We start from the raw sequence: 22,846 nt of genomic DNA on the forward strand, positions 1-22,846 counted from the left end.
GGCGGGTACCGGGAGGACTCCCGGTACCCGCCGCCGCGTTCAGCTCACAGGCAGCACCCGACCGGCCCTCGCGGGGCCGGCCGGGTCCGTCGGTCAGAGCTTGTCGATGACGTGGTCCACGCAGGCGGTCAGCGCCTCGACGTCGGCCGGGTCCACCGCCGGGTACATGGCGACCCGCAGCTGGTTGCGCCCCAGCTTGCGGTAGGGCTCGGTGTCCACGACACCGTTGGCGCGCAGCACCTTCGCCACCGCCGCGGCGTCGACGCCCTCGGCGAAGTCGATGGTGCCGACGACCTGCGAGCGCAGCGCCGGGTCGGTGACGAACGGCGAGGCGTACTCCGACTTCTCGGCCCAGCCGTAGAGCCGTGCCGCGGAGTCGGCGGTGCGGTCGACCGCCCACCCCAGCCCGCCCTGGCCGTTGATCCAGTCCAGCTGCTCGGCGAGCAGGAAGAGCGTCGCCAGCGCCGGGGTGTTGTAGGTCTGGTTCTTCAGCGAGTTGTCGATCGCGGTCGGCAGCGAGAAGAACTCCGGGACGTGCCGGCCGGAGGCGTGCACCCGGGCGGCACGCTCCAGGGCGGCGGGGGAGAAGGCACCCAGCCACAGCCCGCCGTCGGAGGCGAAGGACTTCTGCGGCGCGAAGTAGTAGACGTCGGTCTCGGTGACGTCCACGGGGAGACCGCCCGCGCCGGAGGTCGCGTCCACCAGCACCAGGGCGTCGTCGTCCGCGCCGGCGACGCGCTGGAGCGGCGCCGCGACGCCGGTCGAGGTCTCGTTGTGGGTGAAGGCGTAGACGTCCACGCCCGTCTCCGCGCGGGCCTGGGGCAGGGCGCCCGGCTCGGCGGAGATCACGGTGGGCTCCTCCAGCCACGGCGCCAGCTTGGCGGCCTTGGCGAACTTGGAGGAGAACTCGCCGAAGGTGAGGTGCTGCGAGCGGTGCTCGATCAGCCCGTGGGTGGCGATGTCCCAGAAGGCGGTGGAGCCGCCGTTGCCGAGGATCACCTCGTACCCGTCGGGGAGCGAGAGCAGGGCGGAGACGCCGTCCCGGACGCGGCCCACCAGGTCGCGGACCGGGGCCTGCCGATGGGAGGTACCGAGCAGCGAACTGCCCGTGGCGGCGAGGGCGCTGAGCGCCTCGGTCCGCACCTTGGAGGGACCCGACCCGAAGCGTCCGTCGGCGGGCTTGATGTCAGCGGGAATCTGGATCTCGGCCACGGGGTGAGCGTAGTCCCTCGCGGGACGCGCCGTCGGCGGGCGTCCGTCCGGTGAGACGGAGCGTCCGCCGGGCGGACGCTCGGCGGCGGCACGCCCCCGCCCGGCGGGGCGCGGCCGGGGCCGGCCCCGGGGACGTCAACGCGGTGGTGGGGGAGTGGTGACCCCACCACCGCGTTGACGGCGGCGGTGCCGGTGTCAGGCGCCGGCGGGCCCGTCGAGCAGCACCGGGAGGGCCGCCAGGTCGTTCTGGGTGAGGACCGGCAGGTTGGCGATCTCCTCCGCCGGTACCGCCGTCGCGAGGTCGGGGAACCGGGCGAACAGCGCGGGCAGGGCTATCGCCGCCTCCAGCCGGGAGAGCGCCGCCCCGGGGCAGATGTGCGGGCCGTGGCCGAAGGCGAGGTGCCGTCCCGGGGTCGGCCGGGTGATGTCGAAGGAGTCCGCTGTCTCGCCCCACTGGCAGCGGTCGCGGCCGATGGCGCGGTAGGACATCACGACGCCGTCGCCGGGCTTGATCACCTCGTCGCCGACCTCGATCTCCTCGGTCGCGAACCGCATCAGCAGGTGCGTCGAGGGCGACTCCAGCCGCAGCGTCTCCTCGATGGCGGTCTCCCAGGAGACCTCCCCGGACCGCACCAGCGCCAGCTGGTCGGGGTGGGCCAGCAGCGCCCGCACCGCGTGCAGGATCAGCGAGATGGTGGTCTCGTGACCGGCGGCGACCATCGACTTGAGGTTGCCGACGACCTCGTCCTCGCTGAGCCGCTCGCCGCCGTCCTCCGCCCGGATCAGCGCACCGGTGAGGTCGTCGGTCGGGTCCGCGGTCTTCTCGCGCACCATCTCCCGGAAGATGACGTCGAGTTCGTCGATGACAGCGAGCCGCTCGTCCTGCGGGGTGAGCAGGGAGAAGAACCGTGTCCACAGGTCGGTCAGCCGCGGCAGCAGCTCGTCGGCGACGCCCATCAGCTCGCACACCACCCGCAGCGGCAGCGGCAGTGCGAAGACGTACTTCAGGTCCACCGGGGCGCCGTCGGCCCCCGCGGCGGCCAGGTCGTCCAGCAGCTCGGCGGTGACCTTCTCGATCCGCGGCCGGATCGCCTCCAGCCGCTTCGGCGTGATCGCCTGCGCGGTCTTGGCCCGCAGCCGCCGGTGCTCGGCGCCGTCCGCGGTGAACATGGAGGGGTCCACGTCCACCATGCCCACCAGCGGCCACTGCCGGTCCACCGCACCGCTGCGCCAGTCGGCCCACTGGTTGATGTCCTTCACCAGCCGGGTGTCGGTCAGCAGCCGGCGGGCGACGGTGTGGTCGGTGATCGTCCAGGCGCGTACGCCCATGAGGTCGATCGTGGTGATCGGGGCGGCCTGCCGGAGCCGTTCGGTCTCCCCCGCGAGGTCGCGTACGAGGGGATCGATGACGACGGGGTCCGTCACCGGCCGGGGATCGCCCGGGGTGACGTGACCGACGGGGCAGCTCATGGGTGGCCTCCAGCGGCGGGGGTCGGGGTGAAGGTGACGGGAAGGTCCGTCATGCCGCGCAGGAACGCCGAGGGTCGGCGGGTGAGCGACGCGACGGGCACGGCGAGGTCGATGTCCGGCAGCCGGTCGAGCAGCACCTCGATGGCGGTCCGCGCGATCACCTCGGCGATCTCCCGTGCCGGGAACGGGCACTGGAACTCGCCGTGGCTGAAGGAGAAGTGGGCGCTGTTCCCGTTGCGGAGACCGCCCGCCCGCTCGTCGGTGGCGTCGTGGACCTCGGGGTCGCCGTTGGCCGCACCGAGCCCCAGCAGCAGCATGTCGCCCGCGCCGATGCGGCAGCCGCCGAGCTGGCAGTCGCGCGCGGCCCAGCGGCCCGCGAGGATCTGGGTGGGGGTGTCCTCCCAGAGCACCTCGTTCATCGCCTCGCCCACCGAGTGGCGCCCGCCGCCGAGGGACGCGGAGAACCGGTCGTCGGTGAGCATCAGCCGGATCGAGTTGCCGATCCAGTCGGCGGTCGGGAGGTGGCCCGCGGCGGTGATCGACTGGAGGTCGAGGATGTACTCCTCGTCGCTGAACGGCTCGGGGTGCGCCAGCATGCGGGAGGTGATGTCGGCTCCGGGACGGGCCCGCTTGGCCGCCAGCAGCTCGCCCATCAGCCCGCTGAACGTCTGGTAGGCCTCCAGCGCGCCGGGGCCGCCGTCGCACAGCTCCGTCAGCGAGGAGACCAGCAGCGCCGACCGGCTGTCCGGGATGCCCAGCAGCCGGCCCAGGACCAGCGCCGGGAGCGGCTTGGCGAAGCCGGCGGTGAGGTCCGCCTCACCGGTCGCACAGAACTCGTCGATCAGCCGGTCCGACAACTGCTCGGTGTGACGGCGCAGTTCGAACGGACTGACCGCCTCCAGCGCCGGTTCGACCATCCGCAGGTGGCGCTGGTGCTCCTCACCGACCGTGTAGTAGATCGACGGCAGCGGCACGTTGACCATCGGCCGCAACGGCCAGTCCTCCGGGAGCCGTTCCCACTGGTTCCACAGCCCGGAGTCGCGCGGGAAGAGCACCGGGTCACCGGTCACCCGCGCCATCTCCCGGTAGCCGATCACCAGCCAGGCCGGGACGTCACCGGGGAGCGAGACCGGGACCACCGGGCCGTACTGGCGCCGCATCTCCCGGTAGAGCGAAGCGGGTTCGGTGTGGAACCGGGGCCCCTCCAGCGGCATCGCGCCGGCACCGGCGGCGTGCGCCGGGCACCCCGGCGGCGGCACGAACCGCCGCATGTCGGACTGCCCGGCGGCGCGCTCCACGGTCATGAGGTCAACTCCCTGGCGGACGACAGGCGGTGCAGGTGCTCGACGAGCGTGATCAGGACGTGCTTGGCGGAGTCCCGAGACCGGGCGTCGCAGGAGACCAGCGGCACGTCGGGGTCGAGGTCCAGCGCCTCCCGCACCTGCTCCGAGGTGTAGGTGTCGCTGCCGAAGTCGTTGCGCGCGACGACGAACGGCGTCCCGTGGTGCTCCAACCGGTCGATGGCGTACCAGGACTCGTCCAGCCGCCGCGTGTCCACCAGGACCACCGCCCCCAGGGTCCCGGCGAACAGCCGGTCCCACAGGAACCAGAACCGCTGCTGGCCGGGTGCGCCGAACAGGTACAGCACCGTCTGCTCGTTGAGGCTGATACGGCCGAAGTCGAAGGCGACCGTGGTGGTCGACTTCGAGCGCACCGCGCTCAGGTCGTCGATGTCCGCGCCGGCCTGCGTCATCGTCTCCTCGGTGTTGAGCGGGCGGATGTCGCTGACCGACCGCACCAGCGTCGTCTTGCCGACGCCGAACCCGCCGACGACCACGATCTTCAGACCGTTGTCGGCGGAGCTGCTGAGCGGTTTGCGTTCCGCCGGAGCGGCGGCCACCGATTCAGAGATTGCGGAGTCCAACGAGCACCTGCTCCAGGATGGTGGGGTCGGGGAGTTGCGCGGCGGGGGTGTCGCCCCGGCGGCGGGGTACGGGCGGCGCCTTCGACGTGCGCGGGTGCCGGGCGGTGATCCGCCCGGTGTCCAGCAGGTCGGAGAGCAGGATCTTGACGATGGACACCGGTAGCCGCAGGTCGGCCGAGAGCTCCACCACGGCGGTGGGGAGCCGGCACATCCGCAGGATGCGGGCCTGCTCCGAGGGCATGCCGGGCGTCGGCTCGCACTCGCTGACGATCAGCGTGACCAGGTCGAAGGAGTCGTTGTGCGCGCGGCTCCGGCCACCGGTGACCGTGTACAGGCGATCCGGGTCGTCGTCCCGGCCGGCGCGCGCCGCACTCACGGGCGTCCGCCCTCGGCGCCGTTCCGGGGCGGTGCGCTGAGGTGCTCGCTCAACTGCTCCACCAGCTCGTTCATGTTGTGGCCGATCATCCCGGGGTCGGCGTCCTCGGTCGCGACCACCGCCAGGTGGGCCCCGGCGCCGGCCTCCACGATGAAGAGGATGCCGCCGTAGAACTCGGTCATGGCCTGCCGGACCCCGCCGGTGCCGTCACCGAACTCGATGGAGGCGCCGTGGGAGAGGCTCTGGATGCCGGCAGATATCGCGGCCAGCTGGTCTGCCTGGTCCTCGGAGAGTTCCGGTGTGCGGCACAGCTTCAGACCGTCCCGTGAGAGCACCAGGGCGTGTCTCGCGCCCGGTGTGCGCTCGATCAGGTTCTCCAGCAGCCAGTCGAGGCGACTGCCGGGGATGGTGTCTCGGGCGTGCTGAGACCCCGTGAAAGGAGCGGTCATCGGGAGTTGTCCTCCGGTTCCGGTGAGGCGGGTCGGGCGGGTTCGGCGGGTTCGGCGGGGGTGTTGCCCTGGAGGGCACGGCGGAACGCGCCGAAGCGCGCCGCCGACTCCGCCGGGGTGTGACTGCGTTCGGGGAGGCGGTTCCCGGTCTGCGGGGAGCCTTCGGGATGGGCCGCCGCGAGGGTGCGGCCACGGCGGCGGCGGGGGAGCCCCGCGATGTCGCGCGGGACCGACAGCTGCATCGTCTCGGTCGGGTCCGCCGAGGGGTCGTCGCCGCGGTCGCCGTAGGCAAGGTGCGGCGGGATGATCAGCTGGCGACGGCCGCCGACCTTCATGCCCTGCACACCCCGGTCCCAACCGGAGATGACCTGGCCGGCGCCCAGCTGGAACTGGAGCGGACGACCGCGGTTCCAGCTGGCGTCGAACTCCTCGCCGGTGGAGAAGGCCACGCCGACGTAGTGGACCGAGACGTTGGCGCCTGCCTCGGCGACGGGGCCGTCGCCCTCCCAGAGGTCCTTGATCTCCAGGTCGGCCGGCGGCTCGCCACCCGGGAAATCGACCTCGGGCTTGGTGTTGCTCACGACAATGGCTCCTTGGTTGGCTGCTGGCTCCTGACCGCCGCGCCGCCCGCCGCGGGCGGGCCGCGTCGGCGGCCTGCGGTCGTGGGTCCGGGTCAGACCGCGCCCAGGAGATCCACGACGAAGACCAGGGTACTGTCCTGCAACTCGTGACCCTCCGCCGCGCCGTAGCCCTCGTTCGGCGGGATGGCCACCAGGACCCGGTCGCCGACGTTCTTCCCGGTCAGTGCCTCGTCCCAGCCCTGCACCACGGCGCCGACGCCGATCTGGAAGGCGGTGCCCTCGCCTCGCTGCCAGGAGGAGTCGAACAGCTCGCCGTCCTCCCACTTGACGCCGGAGTACTGGACGATGACGCCGTCACCGGCGGTGATCTCCGGGCCGTCGCCCTCGATCAGCACCTGCTCCTGGCGCTCGGCCGGCGGGTCCTCGCCCTCGGGCACGGCGATCTCCGGGCCCTCGTCGCCGAAGGTGACCTCGGGCATGCCCTCGGCGGGCTCGGCCTGCTCACCCTCGACCTCTCCGGCGGGGTCGGTCGAGGAAGCGCCGACGATGTCGATGACGAGGACGATGCCGTCCTCCTCCTCCATGCCCATCTGCACGACCTGCGGGCCGATGATCGTGCCCACCTGCCCTTCGACCAGCACGCGGCTGCCGACCGGCTGTCCGACGACACCGTCGAGAATCGCGGCCGGCATCATACCGTCCTCACCGACGCGCGCGACGTACTGGGCGCGTGGGGCGTCCTCGGTCTCCTCGGCCTCCTCGCCGTCCTCGGCGCCCGGGGCGGGGGCGGTGGGATCGGTCCAGGTGTTGATCTGCTCGGCCTGGTCGGAGGCGGTCACGCCGACGAGGTCGGTCCGGACGTAGTCGCCCTCGGCGACCTCCTCGCCGTCGCCCTCGGAGAGGACAGTGACGCGGGGCTCCTCGGGGTACTCGGCCTCGGCGTCGACCTCGATCTCCGGCTTGGCACCCAGCTCGCCCGAGACCACGGTCGTGGCCTCGCCGCCGGAGCCGCCGGAGTTGTCGGAGCCGCCGTCGTCGGAGCCGCAGGCGGAGACGAGGAGCAGGGCCGGTACGGCCAGCACAGCCGCCAGGCGTTGCGCGGTCTTGGTGGGAATCATCAATCCAACTCGCGATCGGGGGGATATCGGGGTCGGGACCCGCTGGTCCCGATCCACCCTACGGCCTACCGCCCCGAAGCAGGCGGCGCTCCCGGAAGGACCGGGAACGGGTCGACGGACGGGGCCGGGCCCGGCCCCGCACGACCTCCCGGCGGGCGGCCCGCGACGGTCTCGGCCCCGCCGCCCGTGCGGGCGGCGGGGCCGGTGCTCACATGCCCGCGATCAGCTTTTCGACGCGTTCGTCCACCGAGCGGAAGGGGTCCTTGCACAGCACGGTGCGCTGCGCCTGGTCGTTCAGCTTGAGGTGGACCCAGTCGACCGTGAAATCCCTGCGCTGCTCCTGTGCGCGACGGATGAAGTCGCCCCGCAGCCGGGCGCGGGTCGTCTGCGGCGGGACCGACTTCCCCTGGAAGATCAGCAGGTCGTCGCAGACGCGCTTCGCCTTCCCCTTCCGCTCCAGCAGGTAGTAGAGGCCGCGGCGGCGGTGGATGTCGTGGTAGGCGAGGTCTATCTGCGCGACGCGCGGGTTGGACATCGTCATGTCGTGCTTGGCGCGGTAGCGCTCGATGAGCTGGTACTTCATGACCCAGTCGATCTCGGTGGCGACGCGGTCGAGGTCCTCCTCGCGCACCGCGTCCAGGGTGCGGCCCCACAGCTCCAGCACCTGTTCGGTGATGCCGCTGCGGATGCCCCTGCGCTCGCAGAAGTCCAGCGCCTTCTCGTAGTACTCCTGCTGGATCTCCAGCGCCGACGCCTCACGCCCGGTGGCGAGCCGCACCTTGCGTCGCCCGGTGAGGTCGTGGCTGACCTCCCGGATGGCCCGGATGGGGTTCTCCAGCGTGAGGTCGCGCATCACGGTGCCGGCCTCGATCATCCGCAGCACGAGGTCGGTGGCGCCGACCTTCAGCAGCATCGTGGTCTCGGACATGTTGGAGTCGCCGACGATGACGTGGAGTCGCCGGTAGCGCTCCGCGTCGGCGTGCGGTTCGTCGCGGGTGTTGATGATGGGCCGGGAGCGCGTGGTCGCGGAGCTGACGCCCTCCCAGATGTGCTCGGCGCGCTGGCTGACGCAGAAGACGGCGCCGCGAGGGGTCTGGAGGACCTTCCCCGCACCGCAGATCAGTTGCCGCGTGACGAGGAAGGGGATGAGGACGTCCGCGAGCCGCGAGAACTCGCCGTGGCGGCCGACGAGGTAGTTCTCGTGGCAGCCGTAGGAGTTGCCGGCGGAGTCGGTGTTGTTCTTGAAGAGGTAGACGTCGCCGGCGATGCCCTCCTCGTGGAGCCTGCGCTCGGCGTCGACGAGCAGCCCCTCCAGGATGCGTTCGCCCGCCTTGTCGTGGGTGATGAGTTCGGTGACGTTGTCGCACTCCGGAGTGGCGTACTCGGGGTGCGACCCGACGTCCAGGTACAACCGGGCGCCGTTGCGCAGGAAGACGTTGCTGCTGCGGCCCCATGACACGACGCGGCGGAAGAGGTACCGCGCCACCTCGTCCGGGGACAGCCGACGCTGGCCACGGAATGTGCAGGTGACGCCGTACTCGTTCTCGAGCCCGAAGATTCGGCGGTCCATGTGTGAACAGTACGCCCGCAGGCGCCTCCCCAAACCGGGTTCGGCGCGGCGTTGCGATCATTTTCCTCCGGCATCGGCCCCCGGAACCGGTTCCACCACCGCCGCCGGCGGCGCCACCTGCACCTGCCCGGCGCGGACGGGCCGCCGGGCCAGTACCCCCCGGGTCGACAGCAGCACCGTCAGCGCGGCGAGACCGCCGGCGCCGGCCACCCCGAACCCGGCGACGACGCCGCGGGCTTCGAGGATCGGCCCGACGACCGCGGTGCCACCGGCCACGCCCACCCCGAAGCAGGTCACGAGCCAGGAGAACGCCTCGGTGACAGTGCCGGTCGGGGCGTGGCGGTCGATCACCACGAAGGCGCAGGCGAGGACGGGGGCGAGGAACAGGCCGGCGACACCCGCCAGCAGCGTCATCAGCGCCACCGAGTCGGGGGCGAGCACCAGCGGGAGGTAGCCGGCGGCGAGCGCGGCGACGAGGACGACCAGCCGTCGTTCGGGCTCGCCCGCCCAGGTACGGGCCCCGTACCAGAGCCCGCCCGCCAGCGCGCCCGCGCCGAGCGAGGACAGCAGGTACGTGGAGATCAGTTCGTCGCCCGCGCTCTCCGCGTAGGCGACGGCGGCGACGGAGATGGAACCGAGCGAGACGCCGACGAAGAGGAAGGCCCCGAGCAGGACAAGCATCCCGGCCGAGCGGAGGGCGCCCAGCCAGTGCGCGTCCCGCGGTTCGCTGCGCCACTCGCGCGAGGGCGCGGACGTCACCACCGCGAGCGCTCCCAGGACGCCGAGGACGTTGACCACCAGGAGCGACCCGGCGGGGGACCACGCGGCGACGAGCACCATGACCACCAGCGGGCCGACCGCGAACATCACCTCCTGCGCCACCGCGTCCAACGCGTAGGCCCGATGCACCCGGTCCTCCCGCTTCAGGACGGAGGGCCACAGCGCGCGCAGCCCGCCCTCCAGCGGCGGGGTCGCCACACCGGCGACCACGATGGCCGCCGCCGCGGCGGGGAGCGGGTCGACGCCGATCGCCGCGAGCGCGATCATCGCGATCGCGGAGACCACCGCCGAGGGCAGCATCACCCGCGGCTGGCCGTGGACGTCGGCGAGCCTGCCGAGCCAGGGCTGCCCGACGGCGGTCGCCAGGCCGTAGAGAGCCGCCAGCGCACCGGCGAGGGTGTAGGAGGCCCCTTCGGACCGGGCGAAGATCACGATCGCCAGCGGGGCCGTCGCGTACGGCAGCCGTCCCACCAGCGTGGCGGCGATCAGCCTGCCCGCGTGCGGCATCCGCAGCAGCTCCATGTAGCCCGTCGCCATGTCCCGGCCCCACTCCCTCGACTCGCGCGGCGTCCCGCTCCCGAACGCCGCACTGGCGGAGGAGCAGGATAGTAGTACGTATAACCTCGGCGATTATACGTACTACTCGTGGTGGTGGACGACCGCCTGACAAACTGGTCCGCACCGTGGGCGGCCCGCGGGGGTGCGGCCGGTCCGAGCCACCCCGGGCGCCGACGCCGGGCACCCCGGCGCGCGCCCGCACGGAACACGGGAGTGGCAGTGACGCAGCACGACAGCAGTGATCCGGTCCGGCACCGCGAACGGCGGCGACCGGGGCCCCCGCGGCCCCGGGGCGGCCGTCGGTGAGCCGCGGGAACGGCGGGGCCGACGCCGACCTGCCGGGCGGGCGGCGCCCGGCACGCCCCACCAGCCGGGACGTCGCCGACCGCGCAGGCGTCTCCCAGGCCACCGTCTCCCTGGTGCTGCGCGACCGCTGGCACGGCCGGGTCTCGCCCGCCCGAGCGGAGTACGTCCGGGAGGCGGCCCGCGCTCTCGGATACCGGCCCAACCTCGCGGCCCGGACACTGCGGTTGGGTCAGCGCCGCACGGCGCTGCTGGTGGTCCCCGCACTGACCACCGAGTTCTTCGCCCGCGTCCACTCCGGGGCCGCGCGCATGGCAGCCGAGCACGACATCGGCGTGGTGCTCTACCCCTCCCCCGGCGGGGTCGGCCCGGCCCCCGACCCGTTCGCCTCGGCCAGCGCCACGGTGGACGGCGTGATCGCCTCCTCGATGGCGGCCGAGGCACTCGCCGGTCTCCGCGACGGCGGCCTCCCCCTGGTGATGCTCGACAGCGAGCCGGGCCTCGCCCCCGCCGTGGCGACCGTCAATCCCGACATCTCCGACGGGATGCGGCAGATCTGCTCTCATCTGCTGGAGCTCGGGCACCGCGACTTCGGCCACCTCGCGGCGGCGGTCGACACCTGGACCTTCCACGCCCGCGCCCGGGTACTCGCCGAGGCGTTGGCGCGATCGGGTTCGGCCCGGCTCGTCACCACGGAGCGGGCGGCGCTGACCGTGCGCGACGCCACGTCCGCCGCGGAGCGGGCACTGCGGGCGAACCCCCGGCCCACCGCACTGGTCTGTGATGACGACGTCCTCGCGGCCGGGGCCTGCAAGGCGGCCCGGCGCATGGGCCTGCGCGTGCCGCAGGACGTCTCCGTCACCGGCATCGACGACCTGGTGCTGGCCGCGGCTGTGGAACCGGAGTTGACGACGGTCCGGCTGCCCGCCGAGGAGATGGGCTCCGCCGGGCTCGCCGCGCTGCTGAGCGTGCTCGGAGGCCGGGAGGCCGGCAACACGCTGCTGCCCGTGGAACTGGTACGGCGCGGCTCGACGGCGCCGCCACCGGGGAACGGCGGGGTGCCGCCCGGTCCCTGACCGGGCGGCATCCCGCGGGCGACGCCGGCTCAGTCGTCGGCGGCGTCCGCCGTGCCGTCGTCCTCGGCACTGCTCGCCTTGGCACCGCCGGCCTTGCCGTCCGATGCCGCATCCGGCGTGTCGGCGGAGCCGGTGCCCGCCTCGACGGGCGGCTCCAGCAGCTCGGTCAGCCGACGGCCCAGCACCCGCTTGAACTTGCGGCGCTGCGGCCGGGTGCGGTCCAGCACGGCGACCTCCAGCTGATCGCCCGTCAGCGACCGCTCACCGCCGTTGCCGTCACGCCCCAGGGCCTGGACAGCCAGCCGCAGCGCGGCGCCCAGCGTCATGCCGTCCTGGTGCCGCTGGTCGAGGTAGGCGCTGATCTGATCGGCGTTCCCACCGACCGCGACCGACCCGTGCTCGTCGATGATCGAGCCGTCGTGCGGCAGCCGGTAGATCTGGTCGTCCTCGGGGGCGTCCCCGACCTCGGCGACGATCAGCTCGACCTCGTAGGGCTTCTCCCCCGCGCTGGAGAAGATGGTGCCCAGCGTCTGCGCGTAGACGTTGGCCAGGCCCCGTGCGGTGACGTCCGCACGGTCGTAGGTGTAGCCCCGCAGGTCCGCGTAGCGCACACCGCCGATCCTGAGGTTCTCGTACTCGTTGTACTTGCCCGTCGCCGCGAACCCGATGCGGTCGTAGATCTCGCTGACCTTGTGCAGGGCCCGGGAGGGGTTCTCCGCCACGAAGACGATGCCGTCCGCGTACTGGAGCACCACCAGCCCGCGCCCGCGCGCGATGCCTTTGCGGGCGTACTCCGCACGGTCGGCCATCGCCTGCTGGGGCGAGACATAGAACGGTGTCGTCACCGGCTGTCGGTCCCTTCCTCTGCTCCTGCGCCCGGGGGCGTCCGATGCCCCGGGGCTGCCTTCTCTGCCACCGGCGGGCCGCCTAGACGAGCGGGGCCAGCGGCCCGTTGGGCAGCTGGAGCCGACCGTCCAGGACGGTGCGCGCCACGGTGGTGACCTCGTCCTCCCCGAGACGGCGGTACCCGCCCTCCGCGATGACCGCGACCACCGGGTAGATGCGGCGCGCGACGTCGGGACCGCCGGTCGCGGAGTCGTCGTCGGCCGCGTCGTAGAGCGCCTGCACGGCCACGGTCGCCGCCTGCTCCTCCGTGAGGTCCGCACGGTGCAGCTTCTTCAACGAACCGCGGGCGAAGACGGAGCCCGAGCCGACGGCGGCGAAGCCGTACTCCTCGGAACGGCCGCCGGTGACGTCGTAGGAGAAGATGCGACCGGTGGAGCGGTCGGTGTCGTACCCCGCGAAGAGGGGGACCACCGCGAGTCCCTGCATCGCCATGCCCAGGTTGCCGCGGATCATCGTCGACAGCCGGTTGGCCTTGCCCTCCAACGAGAGGGTGTCGCCCTCGACCTTCTCGAAGTGCTCCAGCTCCAGCTGGAACAGACGCACCATCTCCACCGCGAGCCCGGCGGTGCCGGCGATGCCCACCGCGGAGTACTCGTCGGCCGGGAACACCTTCTCGATGTCCCGCTGCGCGATCATGTTGCCCATGGTCGCCCGCCGGTCGCCGGCGAGCACCACGCCGCCGGCGAACGCCACGGCGACGATGGTGGTGCCGTGCGGTGCCTGGACCGCGCCCTGCACCCCCGGGAGGGGGCGGCTGCCGGGCAGCTGCTCCGGTGCGTGCGTGGACAGGAAGTCCATGAACGAGGAGGAGCCCGGGGTGAGGTACGGCGCCGGGAGCCGGCCCTGGTCGTGGGAGTTGGCTGCCACTGATGTCCTTCCAGATTGGAGCCGGCGCGCCGCTCCCGCCGGGCGCGGAGCCCTGTGCGGACGGCGCGGCGTCGAACCGGAGCAGAGTACGCCACGGACCCTACCCGCGACGGGACCGTGATCCACATGATTCGCCGGTGGGGGTGGGGCCGGGCCCCGCCCCCACCGTGTCCGCCCCGTGGGGGCGGACGGCGGCGGTGTTACTCGCCGCCCTTCTGAACGAAGCCGCGGACGAAGTCCTCGGCGTTCGACTCCAGGACCTCGTCGATCTCGTCCAGTACGGAGTCCACGTCCTCGCTGAGCTCTTCCTGACGCTCCTTGAGTTCGTCGGAGACCTCTGTGGAAGCGCTCTGCTCCTCGGTCTCCTCCGTGGCGCGCGATGCCTTCTGCTGACCGCCGCCGGTGTCCTTGGTCGCCATCTGCCTCACCCCGCTCAGTTCGCCGCTCGACTGCGTCGTGCTCCGGATTCAGACCCTACCGTCGGGTACTGACTTCGGCTCCTTCTCGGCCGGTGCGGCGTACGTGCCGCCCCGGCCCGTTCCCGATCATGCCCCTCCGGGAGCCGGTTCAGCCGCCCGCGAGGGCACGGACCAGTTCCTGCGCGGTGTCGCAGCGGTCGAGGAGCCCTCCGACGTGCTCGCGGGTGCCGCGCAGCGGGTCCATGGTCGGGACGCGCTGGAGCGACTCGCGCCCGGGCAGGTCGAAGATGACCGAGTCCCACGAGGCAGCCGCCACGTCGTCGGCGTACTGGTCCAGACAGCGGCCCCGGAAGTAGGCACGGGTGTTCTCCGGGGGGTGCACCACGGCGCGGGCCACCTCCTCCTCGGAGAAGAGCCGCTGCAGCCTGGCACGGGCGACCAGCCGGTTGTACAGCCCCTTCTCGGGCCGGACGTCGCTGTACTGGAGATCCACCAGGTGCAGCCGGGCGGCGTCCCAGTCGAGCCCGTCACGACGGCGGTAGCCCTCCAGCAGCTCGCGCTTGGCGATCCAGTCCAACTGGTCCGCGAGGCTCGCCGGGTCGCTCTCCAGCCGGGTCAGTACGTCCTCCCAGCGGGCCAGCACGTCCCGGGTCTCCGCGTCGGCGTCGGAGCCCCAGCGCTCCTCGACGTACTTGCGCGCCAGCTCGAAGTACTCCATCTGCAGCTGCACCGCCGTGAGGGTCCGGCCGCTGCGCAGGGTGATCAGACCCCGGAGTCCCGGGTCGTGGCTGACGCGGTGCAGGGTGCGCACCGGCTGGTCGACCGCGAGGTCCACGGCGATGAAGCCGTCCTCGATCATGGAGAGCACCAGCGAGGTGGTGCCGAGCTTGAGATAGGTCGAGATCTCGGAGAGGTTGGCGTCCCCGATGATCACGTGCAGTCGCCGGTACCGGTCGGCGTCGGCGTGCGGCTCGTCGCGCGTGTTGATGATGGGCCGCTTCAGCGTGGTCTCCAGCCCCACCTCGACCTCGAAGAAGTCGGCGCGCTGACTGATCTGGAATCCGTGGTCCGAGCCGTCCTGCCCCAGCCCCACCCGGCCCGCTCCGGTCACGACCTGGCGGGAGACGAAGAACGGGGTGAGGTGGCGGACGATGTCGGCGAACGGGGTCTCGCGCCGCATCAGGTAGTTCTCGTGGGTGCCGTAGGAGGCGCCCTTGTTGTCCGTGTTGTTCTTGTAGAGCTGGATCGGCCGTGCCCCGGGGACCTGGGCGGCGCGACGGGCAGCCTCCGCCATGACGCGCTCGCCGGCCTTGTCCCAGAGCGTCGCGTCGCGCGGGCCGATCGTCTCGGGGGCGCTGTACTCGGGGTGGGCGTGGTCCACGTACAGCCGCGCGCCGTTGGTCAGGATGACGTTGGCCAGCCCGATGTCCTCGTCCGTCAGCTGGCTCGCGTCCGCGTTGTCCCGTGCCAGGTCGAATCCACGCGCGTCGCGCAGCGGGTTCTCCTCCTCGAAGTCCCAGCGCGCCCGGCGGGCGCGGTGCATGGCCGCCGCGTAGGCGTTCACCACCTGGGACGAGGTGAGCATGGCGTTGGCGTTCGGGTGGCCGGGGACGGACACGCCGTACTCCGTCTCGATGCCCATCACGCGCCGTACTGTCATGCGGCCCTCCTTGCCCGGCGGGGGCCGCCGAACCGGCCACCTCGTGCCCGAGCCTAGGCGCCACGGGCGGCGATGGGGAGGTCACAGGCGGTTTCCCGCGGGCTGTCTGAGAAAAACGCCCGGCTGCGGGACACGCGGGCAGTCGGCCCACGTGCCCGCAGCCGGGCGGTGCCCTTACAGGTACTGTCCGGTATTGGCCACGGTGTCGATGGAACGGCCCGTGTCGGCGCCCTGCTTCCCCGTGACGAGGGTCCGGATGAAGACGATCCGCTCGCCCTTCTTGCCGGAGATACGGGCCCAGTCGTCGGGGTTGGTGGTGTTGGGAAGGTCCTCGTTCTCCTTGAACTCGTCGACGCAGGCGGCGATGAGGTGGGAGACGCGCAGGCCCTTCTGGTTCTGGTCGAGGAACGCCTTGATGGCCATCTTCTTGGCCCGGTCGACGATGTTCTGGATCATCGCGCCGGAGTTGAAGTCCTTGAAGTACAGGACCTCCTTGTCACCATTGGCGTAGGTGACCTCCAGGAAGCGGTTCTCCTCCGTCTCGGCGTACATCTGCTCGACGACCGTCTGGATCATGCCGTCCACGGCGGCCTCGCGGCTGTCGTGGTGCTCGGCCAGGTCCTCGGTGTGGATCGGGAGCCGGGCGGTGAGGTACTTGGAGAAGATGTCCTTGGCGGCCTCGGCGTCCGGCCGCTCGATCTTGATCTTGACGTCCAGCCGGCCGGGCCGGAGGATCGCCGGGTCGATCATGTCCTCACGGTTCGAGGCGCCGATGACGATGACGTTCTCCAGGCCCTCGACACCGTCGATCTCCGACAACAGCTGCGGGACGATGGTGTTCTCCACGTCCGAGCTGACACCGGAACCGCGGGTCCGGAAGAGGGAGTCCATCTCGTCGAAGAAGACGATGACCGGGGTGCCTTCGCTGGCCTTCTCCCGCGCCCGTTGGAAGACCAGGCGGATGTGCCGCTCGGTCTCGCCGACGTACTTGTTGAGCAGCTCGGGGCCCTTGATGTTCAGGAAGAAGCTCTTGCCCGCGGGCTGGCCCGTGACCTCGGCGACCTTCTTCGCAAGGGAGTTGGCCACCGCCTTGGCGATCAGCGTCTTGCCGCAGCCGGGCGGCCCGTAGAGCAGCACGCCCTTGGGCGGGCGCAGTTCGTGCTCGCGGAACAGGTCGGGGTGAAGATAGGGCAGCTCGACCGCGTCGCGGATCAACTCGATCTGGTTGCCCAGACCACCGATCTTCGCGTAGTCGATGTCGGGGACCTCTTCGAGGACGAGCTCCTCGACCTCGCTCTTGGGGACGACCTCGTAGACGTAGCCGGAGCGGGACTCCAGCAGCAGGGCGTCGCCGGCGCGCAGCGTCAGGTCGAGCAGCGGCTCGGCGATCCGGACGACGCGCTCCTCGTCGGTGTGGCCGATGACGAGCGCACGCTCGCCGTCCTCCAACACCTCCTTGAGGGTGACGATGTCACCGGCGCGCTCGAACTCCATCGCCTCGACGATGTTGAGCGCCTCGTTGAGCATCACCTCCTGGCCGCGCTTGAGCTCCTTCAACTCGACGCTGGGGCTCACGTTGACCCGGAGCTTGCGACCGCCGGTGAAGATGTCGGCCGTGTCGTCGTCGTTGGGCTGGAGGAAGACTCCGAAGCCCGCGGGCGGCTGGGCGAGCCGGTCGACCTCTTCCTTGAGTGCCACGATCTGGTCGCGGGCCTCCCGGAGGGTGGTCGCCAGTCGCTCGTTCTGGGAGGTCACCCCGGCAAGACTGGTCTGCAACTCGACAACTCGCTCCTCCAGGACACGTGTGTGCCTCGGGGAATCGGCGAGCTTCCGGCGCAGGACGGTGATTTCCTGCTCTAGGTCGGCGACCTGCCGGGCCGGGTCCTGTGACCCCCGACCGGGGCGGACGCCGTGGTTGGTCTCGTCATCGTGGGATGCCACGGTCCTCACCTCCTCCAAAGGGAGCTGGACGCTTCCAGACCCTACCTGGACCAGTGTCGGTCGAAACCCCTTCGATCAAGAAGACCATCGAGGCGTGTCCGATCTTCACTCGTGCGCGCTCCCTGTCGCCTGGGGGATACCCACCCGGGGGCCCGGGAAAGCGGGCAGCGGTAGAGTCGGTGTCGTCGACACCGTCCGCGGTGCTCCGCCGTTCGCCGCCCTCCGGGCGGCGCCCCGGCGGGGAGCGCAGGTCGCACCGGCAGCGGGCCGGTCGGGTGACGCCGCGGCACGCGGCGCGGTTACCCGCCGTGGAGCGCGGGGAGGGTGAGGCATGACGGACAGGATCGAACGGACCCGCCCGGCAGGAGCCAGGGCGCCCGGGAAACGGTGGGTGGGATGAGCGCGCAGCACACGGCCGCCGACGAACTCGAGGTCTGGATCGACCAGGAGCTCTGTACGGGCGACGGCATCTGCGCCCAGTACGCGCCCGAGGTGTTCGAGCTGGACATCGACGGTCTGGCCTACGTCAAGCCTCCGGTCGCCGCCGGCGAGGAGGCCGACCTGCTGACCGAGCCCGGCGCCAGCGCACCGGTGCCGCTGCCGCTGCTGCGGGACGTCGTGGAGTCGGCGAAGGACTGCCCGGGCGACTGCATCCACGTGCGGCGCGTGGCGGACGGCACCGAGGTGTACGGGCCCGACGCCGACTGAGGCGTGCCCCGGCGTACGGAGGCGGCGCTGGCTGCATCCGCGGGGCGCCCGGCGCGTCGCGCGTGGCCGTCAGGTGTGGAACGCGGGTACCGGCGGGGCCGCCTGGTCGATCACCAGCCTCCCGTCGCGCCAGTTCCACGTCGCCTCGCCGTGCAGGTCGGGTTCGCTGCGGGGCACGTCGGGCGAGGAGTAGGCCAGCAGGACGGCCCGGAGGGTACCGTCCGCGGCCGTGAGCTCCTCGACGATCATCCCCTCCCCCGGGTCCACCAGCGTCTCGGCGACCACGACGGCGCCGTCCGCCCGCCCGGTCAGCAGGTACAGGCCGTGCGGCGGAGTGCCGCCGCCGGCGTCGCAGCGCACGGCGGCGACGGTCTCGGTGCGCCCGTCGCCGTCGAGGTCGACCTGGGCGCTGTGCGTCACCGCGGTGTCGTGGGGGCCGCAGTCGAGTGGGTAGCTCACCGTCTCGGGGTCCGGTCCGCCGGTGGCCCGTGGCAGCGGGTCGCCGGGCCGGGCGGTCGCCCCCTCGGGCTGGACCAGCGCGGCGAGGGCCGCGACGGCGGCCACGGCCGCGGCGGTTGCCAGCCAGTGGACGGCGCGGGCGCGGGTGTGCGGGAGTCCGGGGTCGGCCGGGGACTGCACGCTGGGATCTCCTGTGAGGAAGCGCCGCGGAGCGCGGTGGGCGGGATGCTGTGCATCGTGCCACACGCGGATCCCCGCAAGAAGGGCCGCCCGGTCCCGGCCCGACGAGTGCGCCGTTCCACCCGGATCGGGTGGAACGGCGCTGTGCGGACGGGGAGTCGGGTCAGGCTCGGCTGCCGCCGGGGCCGGTGTAGTCCTCGCCGTAGGCGCCCGGCGCGGGGCGACGGCGACGGCGCGGCGGCTCGACGCCGTCGGCCAGTCGGCGGGCGGTGAGGAGGAACCCGGTGTGGCCGATCATGCGGTGGTCGGGCCGGACGGCGAGGCCCTCGACGTGCCAGGTACGGACCATGGTCTCCCAGGCCGACGGCTCGTTGAAGGTGCCGTGTTCGCGGATGGTCTCCACGGTCCGTGCCAGCTGTGTCGTCGTGGCGACGTAGGCGCAGAGGATCCCACCGGGGACCAGCGCCTTGGAGACGGCGTCCAGGCACTCCCAGGGGGCGAGCATGTCGAGGATGACACGGTCGACCTCGGTGTCGCTGAGGTTGTCCTGGAGGTCGCCCACAGTCAGCTGCCAGGCGGGGTGGGGGCTGCCGAAGTAGCGCTCGACGTTGCCCTTGGCGATGTCGGCGAAGTCGGCGCGGCGCTCGTAGGAGTGCAGCATCCCGTGCTCGCCGACGGCGCGCAGCAGGAAGGTGGAGAGGGAACCCGATCCCACACCCGCCTCCACCACCCGCGCGCCGGCGAAGATGTCGGCCATCGCCAGGATCTGACCCGCGTCCTTCGGGTAGACCACGGCGGCCCCGCGGGGCATGGACAGGACGAAGTCGGTGAGGAGCGGGCGCAGCGCGAGGTAGTCGACCTTGCCGGTGGTGCGGACGACGGTCCCCTCGGGAGCACCGATCAGCTCGTCGTGCGGGAAGGCACCCTTGTGGGTGTGGAAGCTCTTCCCGGCTTCGAGCGTGAAGGTGTAGTGGCGGCCCTTGGGGTCGGTGAGCTGTACCTGGTCCCCGACCCTGAAGGGCCCGCGTCGGCGGGCGGCACCGGTCGGTTCGGACATGGGGATCAGCCTAGTCCAGCGGCGTGACGGGCCCTAATCGAGGTCCCGGACGCCCCCGCGGGCGGACCTCCGCGCCCGGACGCGGTCAGCGGCGCGGCGGGCGTCCCTCGCCGGACATCGCGGCGACGAAGGCGCGTTCGACGTCGGAGGTGGCGAGGACGCCGTAGACCTCACCGGTCGGCTCGACCACCAGGTACTCCGAGGCGGGGTGGTCGCGGAGGTGGGTGAGGAGCGCCTCGCCCCCGAGGTCGGTCCGGATCCGCGTCCCCTCGGCGATCTCCTGCGCGAGGCCGCCGACCGGCTCCCACGGGCGTCGGTGGTCGGGGACCGCCGCGATGGCGGACTCCTTGACCAGCGCGCTGGGGGTGCCGTCGGGTTCGACGACGACCAGCGCGCGGGCGCCGGCGTCGTTGGCGCGGCGCAGCGCCTCGGAGAGCGGGGCGTCGGCGGGCACCGGCACGGCCCGGCGGGTCAACGCGGTCGCGGTCAGGCCGGGGAGGCGTTCGCGGAGGCGGGCCATGCGCAGGCTGTTGCCGGCGCCGGTCCAGATGATCGCGGCGAGGACGGCGGCGAGCAGGCCGTCCGTGAGGGAGTCGACCCCGGTGTACGACTGCCGCTCCACCACGATGCCGGTGTGGGTGACCAGCGGGAACCCGACCAGTACCGCGACGGCGAGGGCGCGCCCCGCCCAGGCGGCGACGACCGTGCCGGTCATGGGTCGGCCGGAGATCTTCCAGACGACCGCGCGCAGCATCCGCCCGCCGTCGAGCGGCATGCCGGGCAGGAGGTTGAAGACCGCGACGATGAGGTTGGAGAGCATCAGTCCGGCGAACAGCACACCGGGGACGGTGCCGACCTCGGTGGCGAGCATGCCGAGCCAGAAGACGCCGGCCAGTACCAGCGAGAGCAGCGGCCCGACGAAGGCCAGGACGAACTCCCGCCCGGGGGTCGGCGAGTCCTTCTCGATCTCGGAGACGCCGCCGAAGAACTGGAGCTGGATGCGGCGGACGGGGAGCCCGAACCGCAACGCCGCTACCGTGTGCGCGAGTTCGTGCACGAGTACCGAGGCGTAGAAGGCGACCGCGAAGAACAGCGCGACGAGGTAGCGGGTGCCGCCGATGCCGGGGATGATCCGTTCCAGCTGGTTGCCGAAGAACCAGGTGATCAGTGCGGCGACGAGGAACCAGCTGGGCGCCACGTACACCGGGACCTTGAAGATACGGCCCATCAGGATGCCGCCCCCGCCGCCCGGGCGCTTCTTCCCGGAGCCGCCGGCTCCCGGCCGGTCCGCCTCTCCCACGGTGTCCCCTTGTCCTGTGTTCTCGTCGCCGTGCACGAGCGGTGACGGCATGGTCCGGCCGGGCGCCGCGTCGCGCGGGAACGGTCGGTCCGCGGCCGGTCCGTCGCGCGGTGATCGGCACGATCATGCCGCGCCGGGCCCGCGATGACGATGGTATTGCGCCGGGTGTCGGTGGCGGGTCGTAGGGTTCTGCACATGGAAGCGTCACCCGCACCGCGTACCGCGTCACTCTCCCCGTCCCGTGCGGCGGACTTCATGCAGTGTCCGCTGCTGTACCGGTTCAGGGTGATCGACCGGCTGCCGGAGGAGCCCAGCGCGGCGGCGACCCGGGGAACCGTCGTCCACGCCGTGCTGGAGCGGGTGTTCGACTCCCCGGCGGCGCAGCGCACCCCGCGCCGGGCGCGGTCGATGGTGGTGCAGGAGTGGGAGCGGCTGCTGGCCCGCCGCCCCGAACTGGCGGCGCTCTTCTCCGACGAGCCGTCCGAGCCCGCGGCGGGCGGGCCCGGGAGCTCGGCGGCATCGGACGAGGACAGGGCGGCGCCGGATGCAGCCGCGCGGTTGGCGCGGTGGCTGACGGACGCCGAGGAGCTCGTCGAGCGGTGGTTCACCCTGGAGGACCCGACCCGCCTGGAACCCGCCGAGCGGGAGATGTGGGTGGAGACCAAGCTCGACTCGGGTCTGCGACTGCGGGGCGTCATCGACCGGGTGGACATCGCGCCCACCGGCGAGGTGCGCATCGTCGACTACAAGACGGGCAAGGCGCCCCGGCCCGAGTACTTCGGCGACGCCCTGTTCCAGATGAAGTTCTACGCCCTGGTGGTGTGGCGCCTGAAGGGGGTGCTGCCCCGGCGGCTCCAGCTGGTCTACCTGGGCAGCGGTGACGTCCGGCACTACGACCCGGTGGAGGCGGACCTCCTCGGGGTGGAGCGCAAGCTGCTGGCGCTGTGGGAGGCGATCCGGGAGGCCACGGAGACCGGCGACTGGCGCCCGCGCCGCACCAAGCTCTGCGGCTGGTGCAGCTACCGCGCGATCTGTCCCGAGTTCGGCGGTACTCCCCCGCCCTACCCGCTGCTGGTGCAGGACACCCTGCCGCTGGTCGACGCGGGCGTCGCCCCCGCGGCGGGCGGGGGCGAGGAGGCGGCGTCCCCTGCCGCCGGCGGGGGGCGGCAGGCGCCGGAGGGCGCGTGAGCGAGAATGGGCCAGGTACACCCGTCCCGTGAGGAGCGCCCGTGCCCATTCGTGTGCTGCTGGTCGACGACCAGCCCCTGCTGCGCACCGGTTTCCGCATGATCCTCGAGGCCGAGGGCGACCTCGCTGTCGTGGGTGAGGCCGGCGACGGTCAGCAGGCGTTGGAGCAGGTACGGGCCTTGCAGCCCGATGTCGTGCTGATGGACATCCGGATGCCCCGGATGGACGGGGTCGAGGCGACCCGCCGTATCACCGGCCCGGCGAAGGACGGCCCGGTGAAGGTCCTGGTGCTGACCACCTTCGACCTGGACGAGTACGTGGTGGAGGCGCTGCGGGCGGGGGCCAGCGGGTTCCTGCTGAAGGACGCGCCCGCCGCCGAACTGGTGCAGGCGATCCGGGTGGTGGCCGCCGGCGAGGCGATGCTGGCGCCGAGCATCACCCGGCGGCTCCTCGACCAGTACGCCGGGAAACTGCCGGCCGGGGAGGACCCGCTGCCGGAGACGCTGAGCACGCTGACCGAGCGCGAGCTGGAGGTGCTCCGGCTGGTGGCGCGGGGGATGTCGAACGCGGAGATCGCCGCGGAGCTGTTCGTCAGCGAGACGACGGTGAAGACGCACGTGGGTCACGTCCTGACCAAGCTCGGGCTGCGCGACCGCGTGCAGGCCGCTGTGTACGCCTACGAGAGCGGGCTGGTGCGCCCCGGTCGCTGACGGGCGCCGGTGGCGGACCGGCCGCCGAACCGCC

The 22,846-nt window shown here is 72.2% G+C and carries 21 protein-coding genes and 1 pseudogene; 4 read left to right on the forward strand and 18 right to left on the reverse strand.

The features are described 5' to 3' along the window. Positions 1–93: 93 nt before the first annotated feature. From serC to HCJ92_RS07060, 10 genes and pseudogenes are all read right to left on the reverse strand, one after another. Positions 94–1,212, reverse strand: coding sequence for a phosphoserine transaminase (gene serC, locus HCJ92_RS07015; RefSeq protein WP_167932573.1), 1,119 nt, complete (start codon positions 1,210–1,212; stop codon positions 94–96). Between the two features lie 195 nt (positions 1,213–1,407). After that, entirely contained in the window at positions 1,408–2,682 is a 1,275-nt protein-coding gene (locus tag HCJ92_RS07020) for a cytochrome P450 family protein (RefSeq protein WP_167932574.1), read from the reverse strand. Continuing rightward, entirely contained in the window at positions 2,679–3,986 is a 1,308-nt protein-coding gene (locus tag HCJ92_RS07025; protein WP_245240659.1) for a cytochrome P450, read from the reverse strand. The genes HCJ92_RS07020 and HCJ92_RS07025 overlap by 4 nt, the downstream gene beginning before the upstream one ends. Next, entirely contained in the window at positions 3,983–4,606 is a 624-nt protein-coding gene (locus HCJ92_RS07030; protein WP_209310809.1) for a GTP-binding protein, read from the reverse strand. The genes HCJ92_RS07025 and HCJ92_RS07030 overlap by 4 nt, the downstream gene beginning before the upstream one ends. After that, positions 4,587–4,982 (reverse strand): DUF742 domain-containing protein, encoded by a 396-nt coding sequence (locus HCJ92_RS07035; RefSeq protein ID WP_167932576.1) that lies wholly within the window; start codon positions 4,980–4,982, stop codon positions 4,587–4,589. The genes HCJ92_RS07030 and HCJ92_RS07035 overlap by 20 nt, the downstream gene beginning before the upstream one ends. After that, positions 4,979–5,431: a roadblock/LC7 domain-containing protein gene (locus tag HCJ92_RS07040; RefSeq protein WP_167932577.1), complete on the reverse strand. Its 453-nt coding sequence runs from the start codon at positions 5,429–5,431 to the stop codon at positions 4,979–4,981. Before HCJ92_RS07040 ends, HCJ92_RS07035 begins: the two co-directional genes overlap by 4 nt. 239 nt (positions 5,432–5,670) lie before the next feature. Then, a pseudogene (locus HCJ92_RS25780) lies at positions 5,671–6,012 on the reverse strand (FKBP-type peptidyl-prolyl cis-trans isomerase); the annotation flags it as partial. A gap of 92 nt (positions 6,013–6,104) precedes the next feature. Beyond that, positions 6,105–7,130 (reverse strand): FKBP-type peptidyl-prolyl cis-trans isomerase, encoded by a 1,026-nt coding sequence (locus tag HCJ92_RS07050; RefSeq protein ID WP_167932578.1) that lies wholly within the window; start codon positions 7,128–7,130, stop codon positions 6,105–6,107. Between the two features lie 208 nt (positions 7,131–7,338). Beyond that, on the reverse strand, positions 7,339–8,700 hold the full coding sequence (gene pafA, locus HCJ92_RS07055) for a Pup--protein ligase (protein ID WP_167932579.1): 1,362 nt from the start codon (positions 8,698–8,700) through the stop codon (positions 7,339–7,341). A 57-nt stretch (positions 8,701–8,757) separates the two neighbouring features. Further along, entirely contained in the window at positions 8,758–10,017 is a 1,260-nt protein-coding gene (locus HCJ92_RS07060; protein ID WP_167932580.1) for an MFS transporter, read from the reverse strand. A 323-nt stretch (positions 10,018–10,340) separates the two neighbouring features. Between HCJ92_RS07060 and HCJ92_RS07065 the strand changes: the two genes are divergently transcribed. Beyond that, positions 10,341–11,417 (forward strand): LacI family DNA-binding transcriptional regulator, encoded by a 1,077-nt coding sequence (locus HCJ92_RS07065; RefSeq protein WP_420824680.1) that lies wholly within the window; start codon positions 10,341–10,343, stop codon positions 11,415–11,417. Between the two features lie 29 nt (positions 11,418–11,446). On the opposite strand, the gene prcA is transcribed toward HCJ92_RS07065, so the two are convergent. The 5 genes from prcA to arc form a co-directional block, all read right to left on the reverse strand. Continuing rightward, complete coding sequence (prcA, locus tag HCJ92_RS07070; protein WP_167932581.1) at positions 11,447–12,262, reverse strand: proteasome subunit alpha; 816 nt, start codon at positions 12,260–12,262, stop codon at positions 11,447–11,449. Positions 12,263–12,344: 82 nt separating this feature from the next. Beyond that, positions 12,345–13,190: a proteasome subunit beta gene (gene prcB, locus HCJ92_RS07075; RefSeq protein WP_167932582.1), complete on the reverse strand. Its 846-nt coding sequence runs from the start codon at positions 13,188–13,190 to the stop codon at positions 12,345–12,347. A 200-nt stretch (positions 13,191–13,390) separates the two neighbouring features. Beyond that, positions 13,391–13,609: a ubiquitin-like protein Pup gene (locus HCJ92_RS07080; RefSeq protein ID WP_167932583.1), complete on the reverse strand. Its 219-nt coding sequence runs from the start codon at positions 13,607–13,609 to the stop codon at positions 13,391–13,393. A gap of 148 nt (positions 13,610–13,757) precedes the next feature. Beyond that, positions 13,758–15,269 carry a depupylase/deamidase Dop gene (dop, locus tag HCJ92_RS07085; protein WP_167932584.1) on the reverse strand — a complete coding sequence of 504 codons (1,512 nt, stop codon included), beginning with the start codon at positions 15,267–15,269 and terminating at the stop codon, positions 13,758–13,760. A gap of 174 nt (positions 15,270–15,443) precedes the next feature. Then, a complete protein-coding gene (gene arc, locus HCJ92_RS07090; protein ID WP_167932585.1) occupies positions 15,444–17,210 on the reverse strand; it encodes a proteasome ATPase in 1,767 nt (588 codons plus the stop codon). 396 nt (positions 17,211–17,606) lie between these two features. On the opposite strand from arc, the gene HCJ92_RS07100 reads away from it, so the two are divergent. Continuing rightward, complete coding sequence (locus tag HCJ92_RS07100) at positions 17,607–17,918, forward strand: ferredoxin (protein ID WP_167932586.1); 312 nt, start codon at positions 17,607–17,609, stop codon at positions 17,916–17,918. Positions 17,919–17,987: 69 nt separating this feature from the next. Here the strand turns inward: HCJ92_RS07100 and HCJ92_RS07105 are convergent, their stop codons facing one another. The 3 genes from HCJ92_RS07105 to HCJ92_RS07115 all read right to left on the reverse strand — a co-directional run bounded on the left by HCJ92_RS07105 (position 17,988) and on the right by HCJ92_RS07115 (position 20,965). Next, positions 17,988–18,557, reverse strand: coding sequence for a hypothetical protein (locus HCJ92_RS07105; RefSeq protein ID WP_167932587.1), 570 nt, complete (start codon positions 18,555–18,557; stop codon positions 17,988–17,990). 163 nt (positions 18,558–18,720) lie between these two features. Continuing rightward, on the reverse strand, positions 18,721–19,614 hold the full coding sequence (locus HCJ92_RS07110) for a tRNA (adenine-N1)-methyltransferase (RefSeq protein WP_167932588.1): 894 nt from the start codon (positions 19,612–19,614) through the stop codon (positions 18,721–18,723). Between the two features lie 85 nt (positions 19,615–19,699). Beyond that, positions 19,700–20,965: a site-2 protease family protein gene (locus HCJ92_RS07115; protein WP_167932589.1), complete on the reverse strand. Its 1,266-nt coding sequence runs from the start codon at positions 20,963–20,965 to the stop codon at positions 19,700–19,702. 144 nt (positions 20,966–21,109) lie between these two features. On the opposite strand from HCJ92_RS07115, the gene HCJ92_RS07120 reads away from it, so the two are divergent. Next, positions 21,110–22,102, forward strand: a complete 993-nt coding sequence (locus HCJ92_RS07120; RefSeq protein ID WP_245240660.1) for a RecB family exonuclease — start codon at positions 21,110–21,112, stop codon at positions 22,100–22,102. 41 nt (positions 22,103–22,143) lie between these two features. Next, the gene (locus HCJ92_RS07125) at positions 22,144–22,812 is read left to right on the forward strand and encodes a response regulator (RefSeq protein ID WP_167932590.1); all 669 of its coding nucleotides are present in this window, start codon (positions 22,144–22,146) and stop codon (positions 22,810–22,812) included. The last annotated feature ends 34 nt before the right edge of the window (positions 22,813–22,846 follow it).

This window comes from Streptomyces spiramenti (assembly GCF_012034385.1).
Classification (GTDB): Bacteria; Actinomycetota; Actinomycetes; order Streptomycetales; family Streptomycetaceae; genus Streptomyces; species Streptomyces spiramenti.

Coding starts and splice junctions, on each gene's coding strand:
- HCJ92_RS07020 (WP_167932574.1), bottom strand. CDS start 2,682: ATGAGCTGCCCCGTCGGTCACGTCACCCCGGGCGATCCCCGGCCGGTG.
- HCJ92_RS07025 (WP_245240659.1), bottom strand. CDS start 3,986: ATGACCGTGGAGCGCGCCGCCGGGCAGTCCGACATGCGGCGGTTCGTG.
- HCJ92_RS07040 (WP_167932577.1), bottom strand. CDS start 5,431: ATGACCGCTCCTTTCACGGGGTCTCAGCACGCCCGAGACACCATCCCC.
- HCJ92_RS07050 (WP_167932578.1), bottom strand. CDS start 7,130: ATGATTCCCACCAAGACCGCGCAACGCCTGGCGGCTGTGCTGGCCGTA.
- pafA (WP_167932579.1), bottom strand. CDS start 8,700: ATGGACCGCCGAATCTTCGGGCTCGAGAACGAGTACGGCGTCACCTGC.
- HCJ92_RS07060 (WP_167932580.1), bottom strand. CDS start 10,017: ATGGCGACGGGCTACATGGAGCTGCTGCGGATGCCGCACGCGGGCAGG.
- HCJ92_RS07080 (WP_167932583.1), bottom strand. CDS start 13,609: ATGGCGACCAAGGACACCGGCGGCGGTCAGCAGAAGGCATCGCGCGCC.
- dop (WP_167932584.1), bottom strand. CDS start 15,269: ATGACAGTACGGCGCGTGATGGGCATCGAGACGGAGTACGGCGTGTCC.
- HCJ92_RS07100 (WP_167932586.1), top strand. CDS start 17,607: ATGAGCGCGCAGCACACGGCCGCCGACGAACTCGAGGTCTGGATCGAC.
- HCJ92_RS07110 (WP_167932588.1), bottom strand. CDS start 19,614: ATGTCCGAACCGACCGGTGCCGCCCGCCGACGCGGGCCCTTCAGGGTC.
- HCJ92_RS07115 (WP_167932589.1), bottom strand. CDS start 20,965: ATGCCGTCACCGCTCGTGCACGGCGACGAGAACACAGGACAAGGGGAC.
- HCJ92_RS07120 (WP_245240660.1), top strand. CDS start 21,110: ATGGAAGCGTCACCCGCACCGCGTACCGCGTCACTCTCCCCGTCCCGT.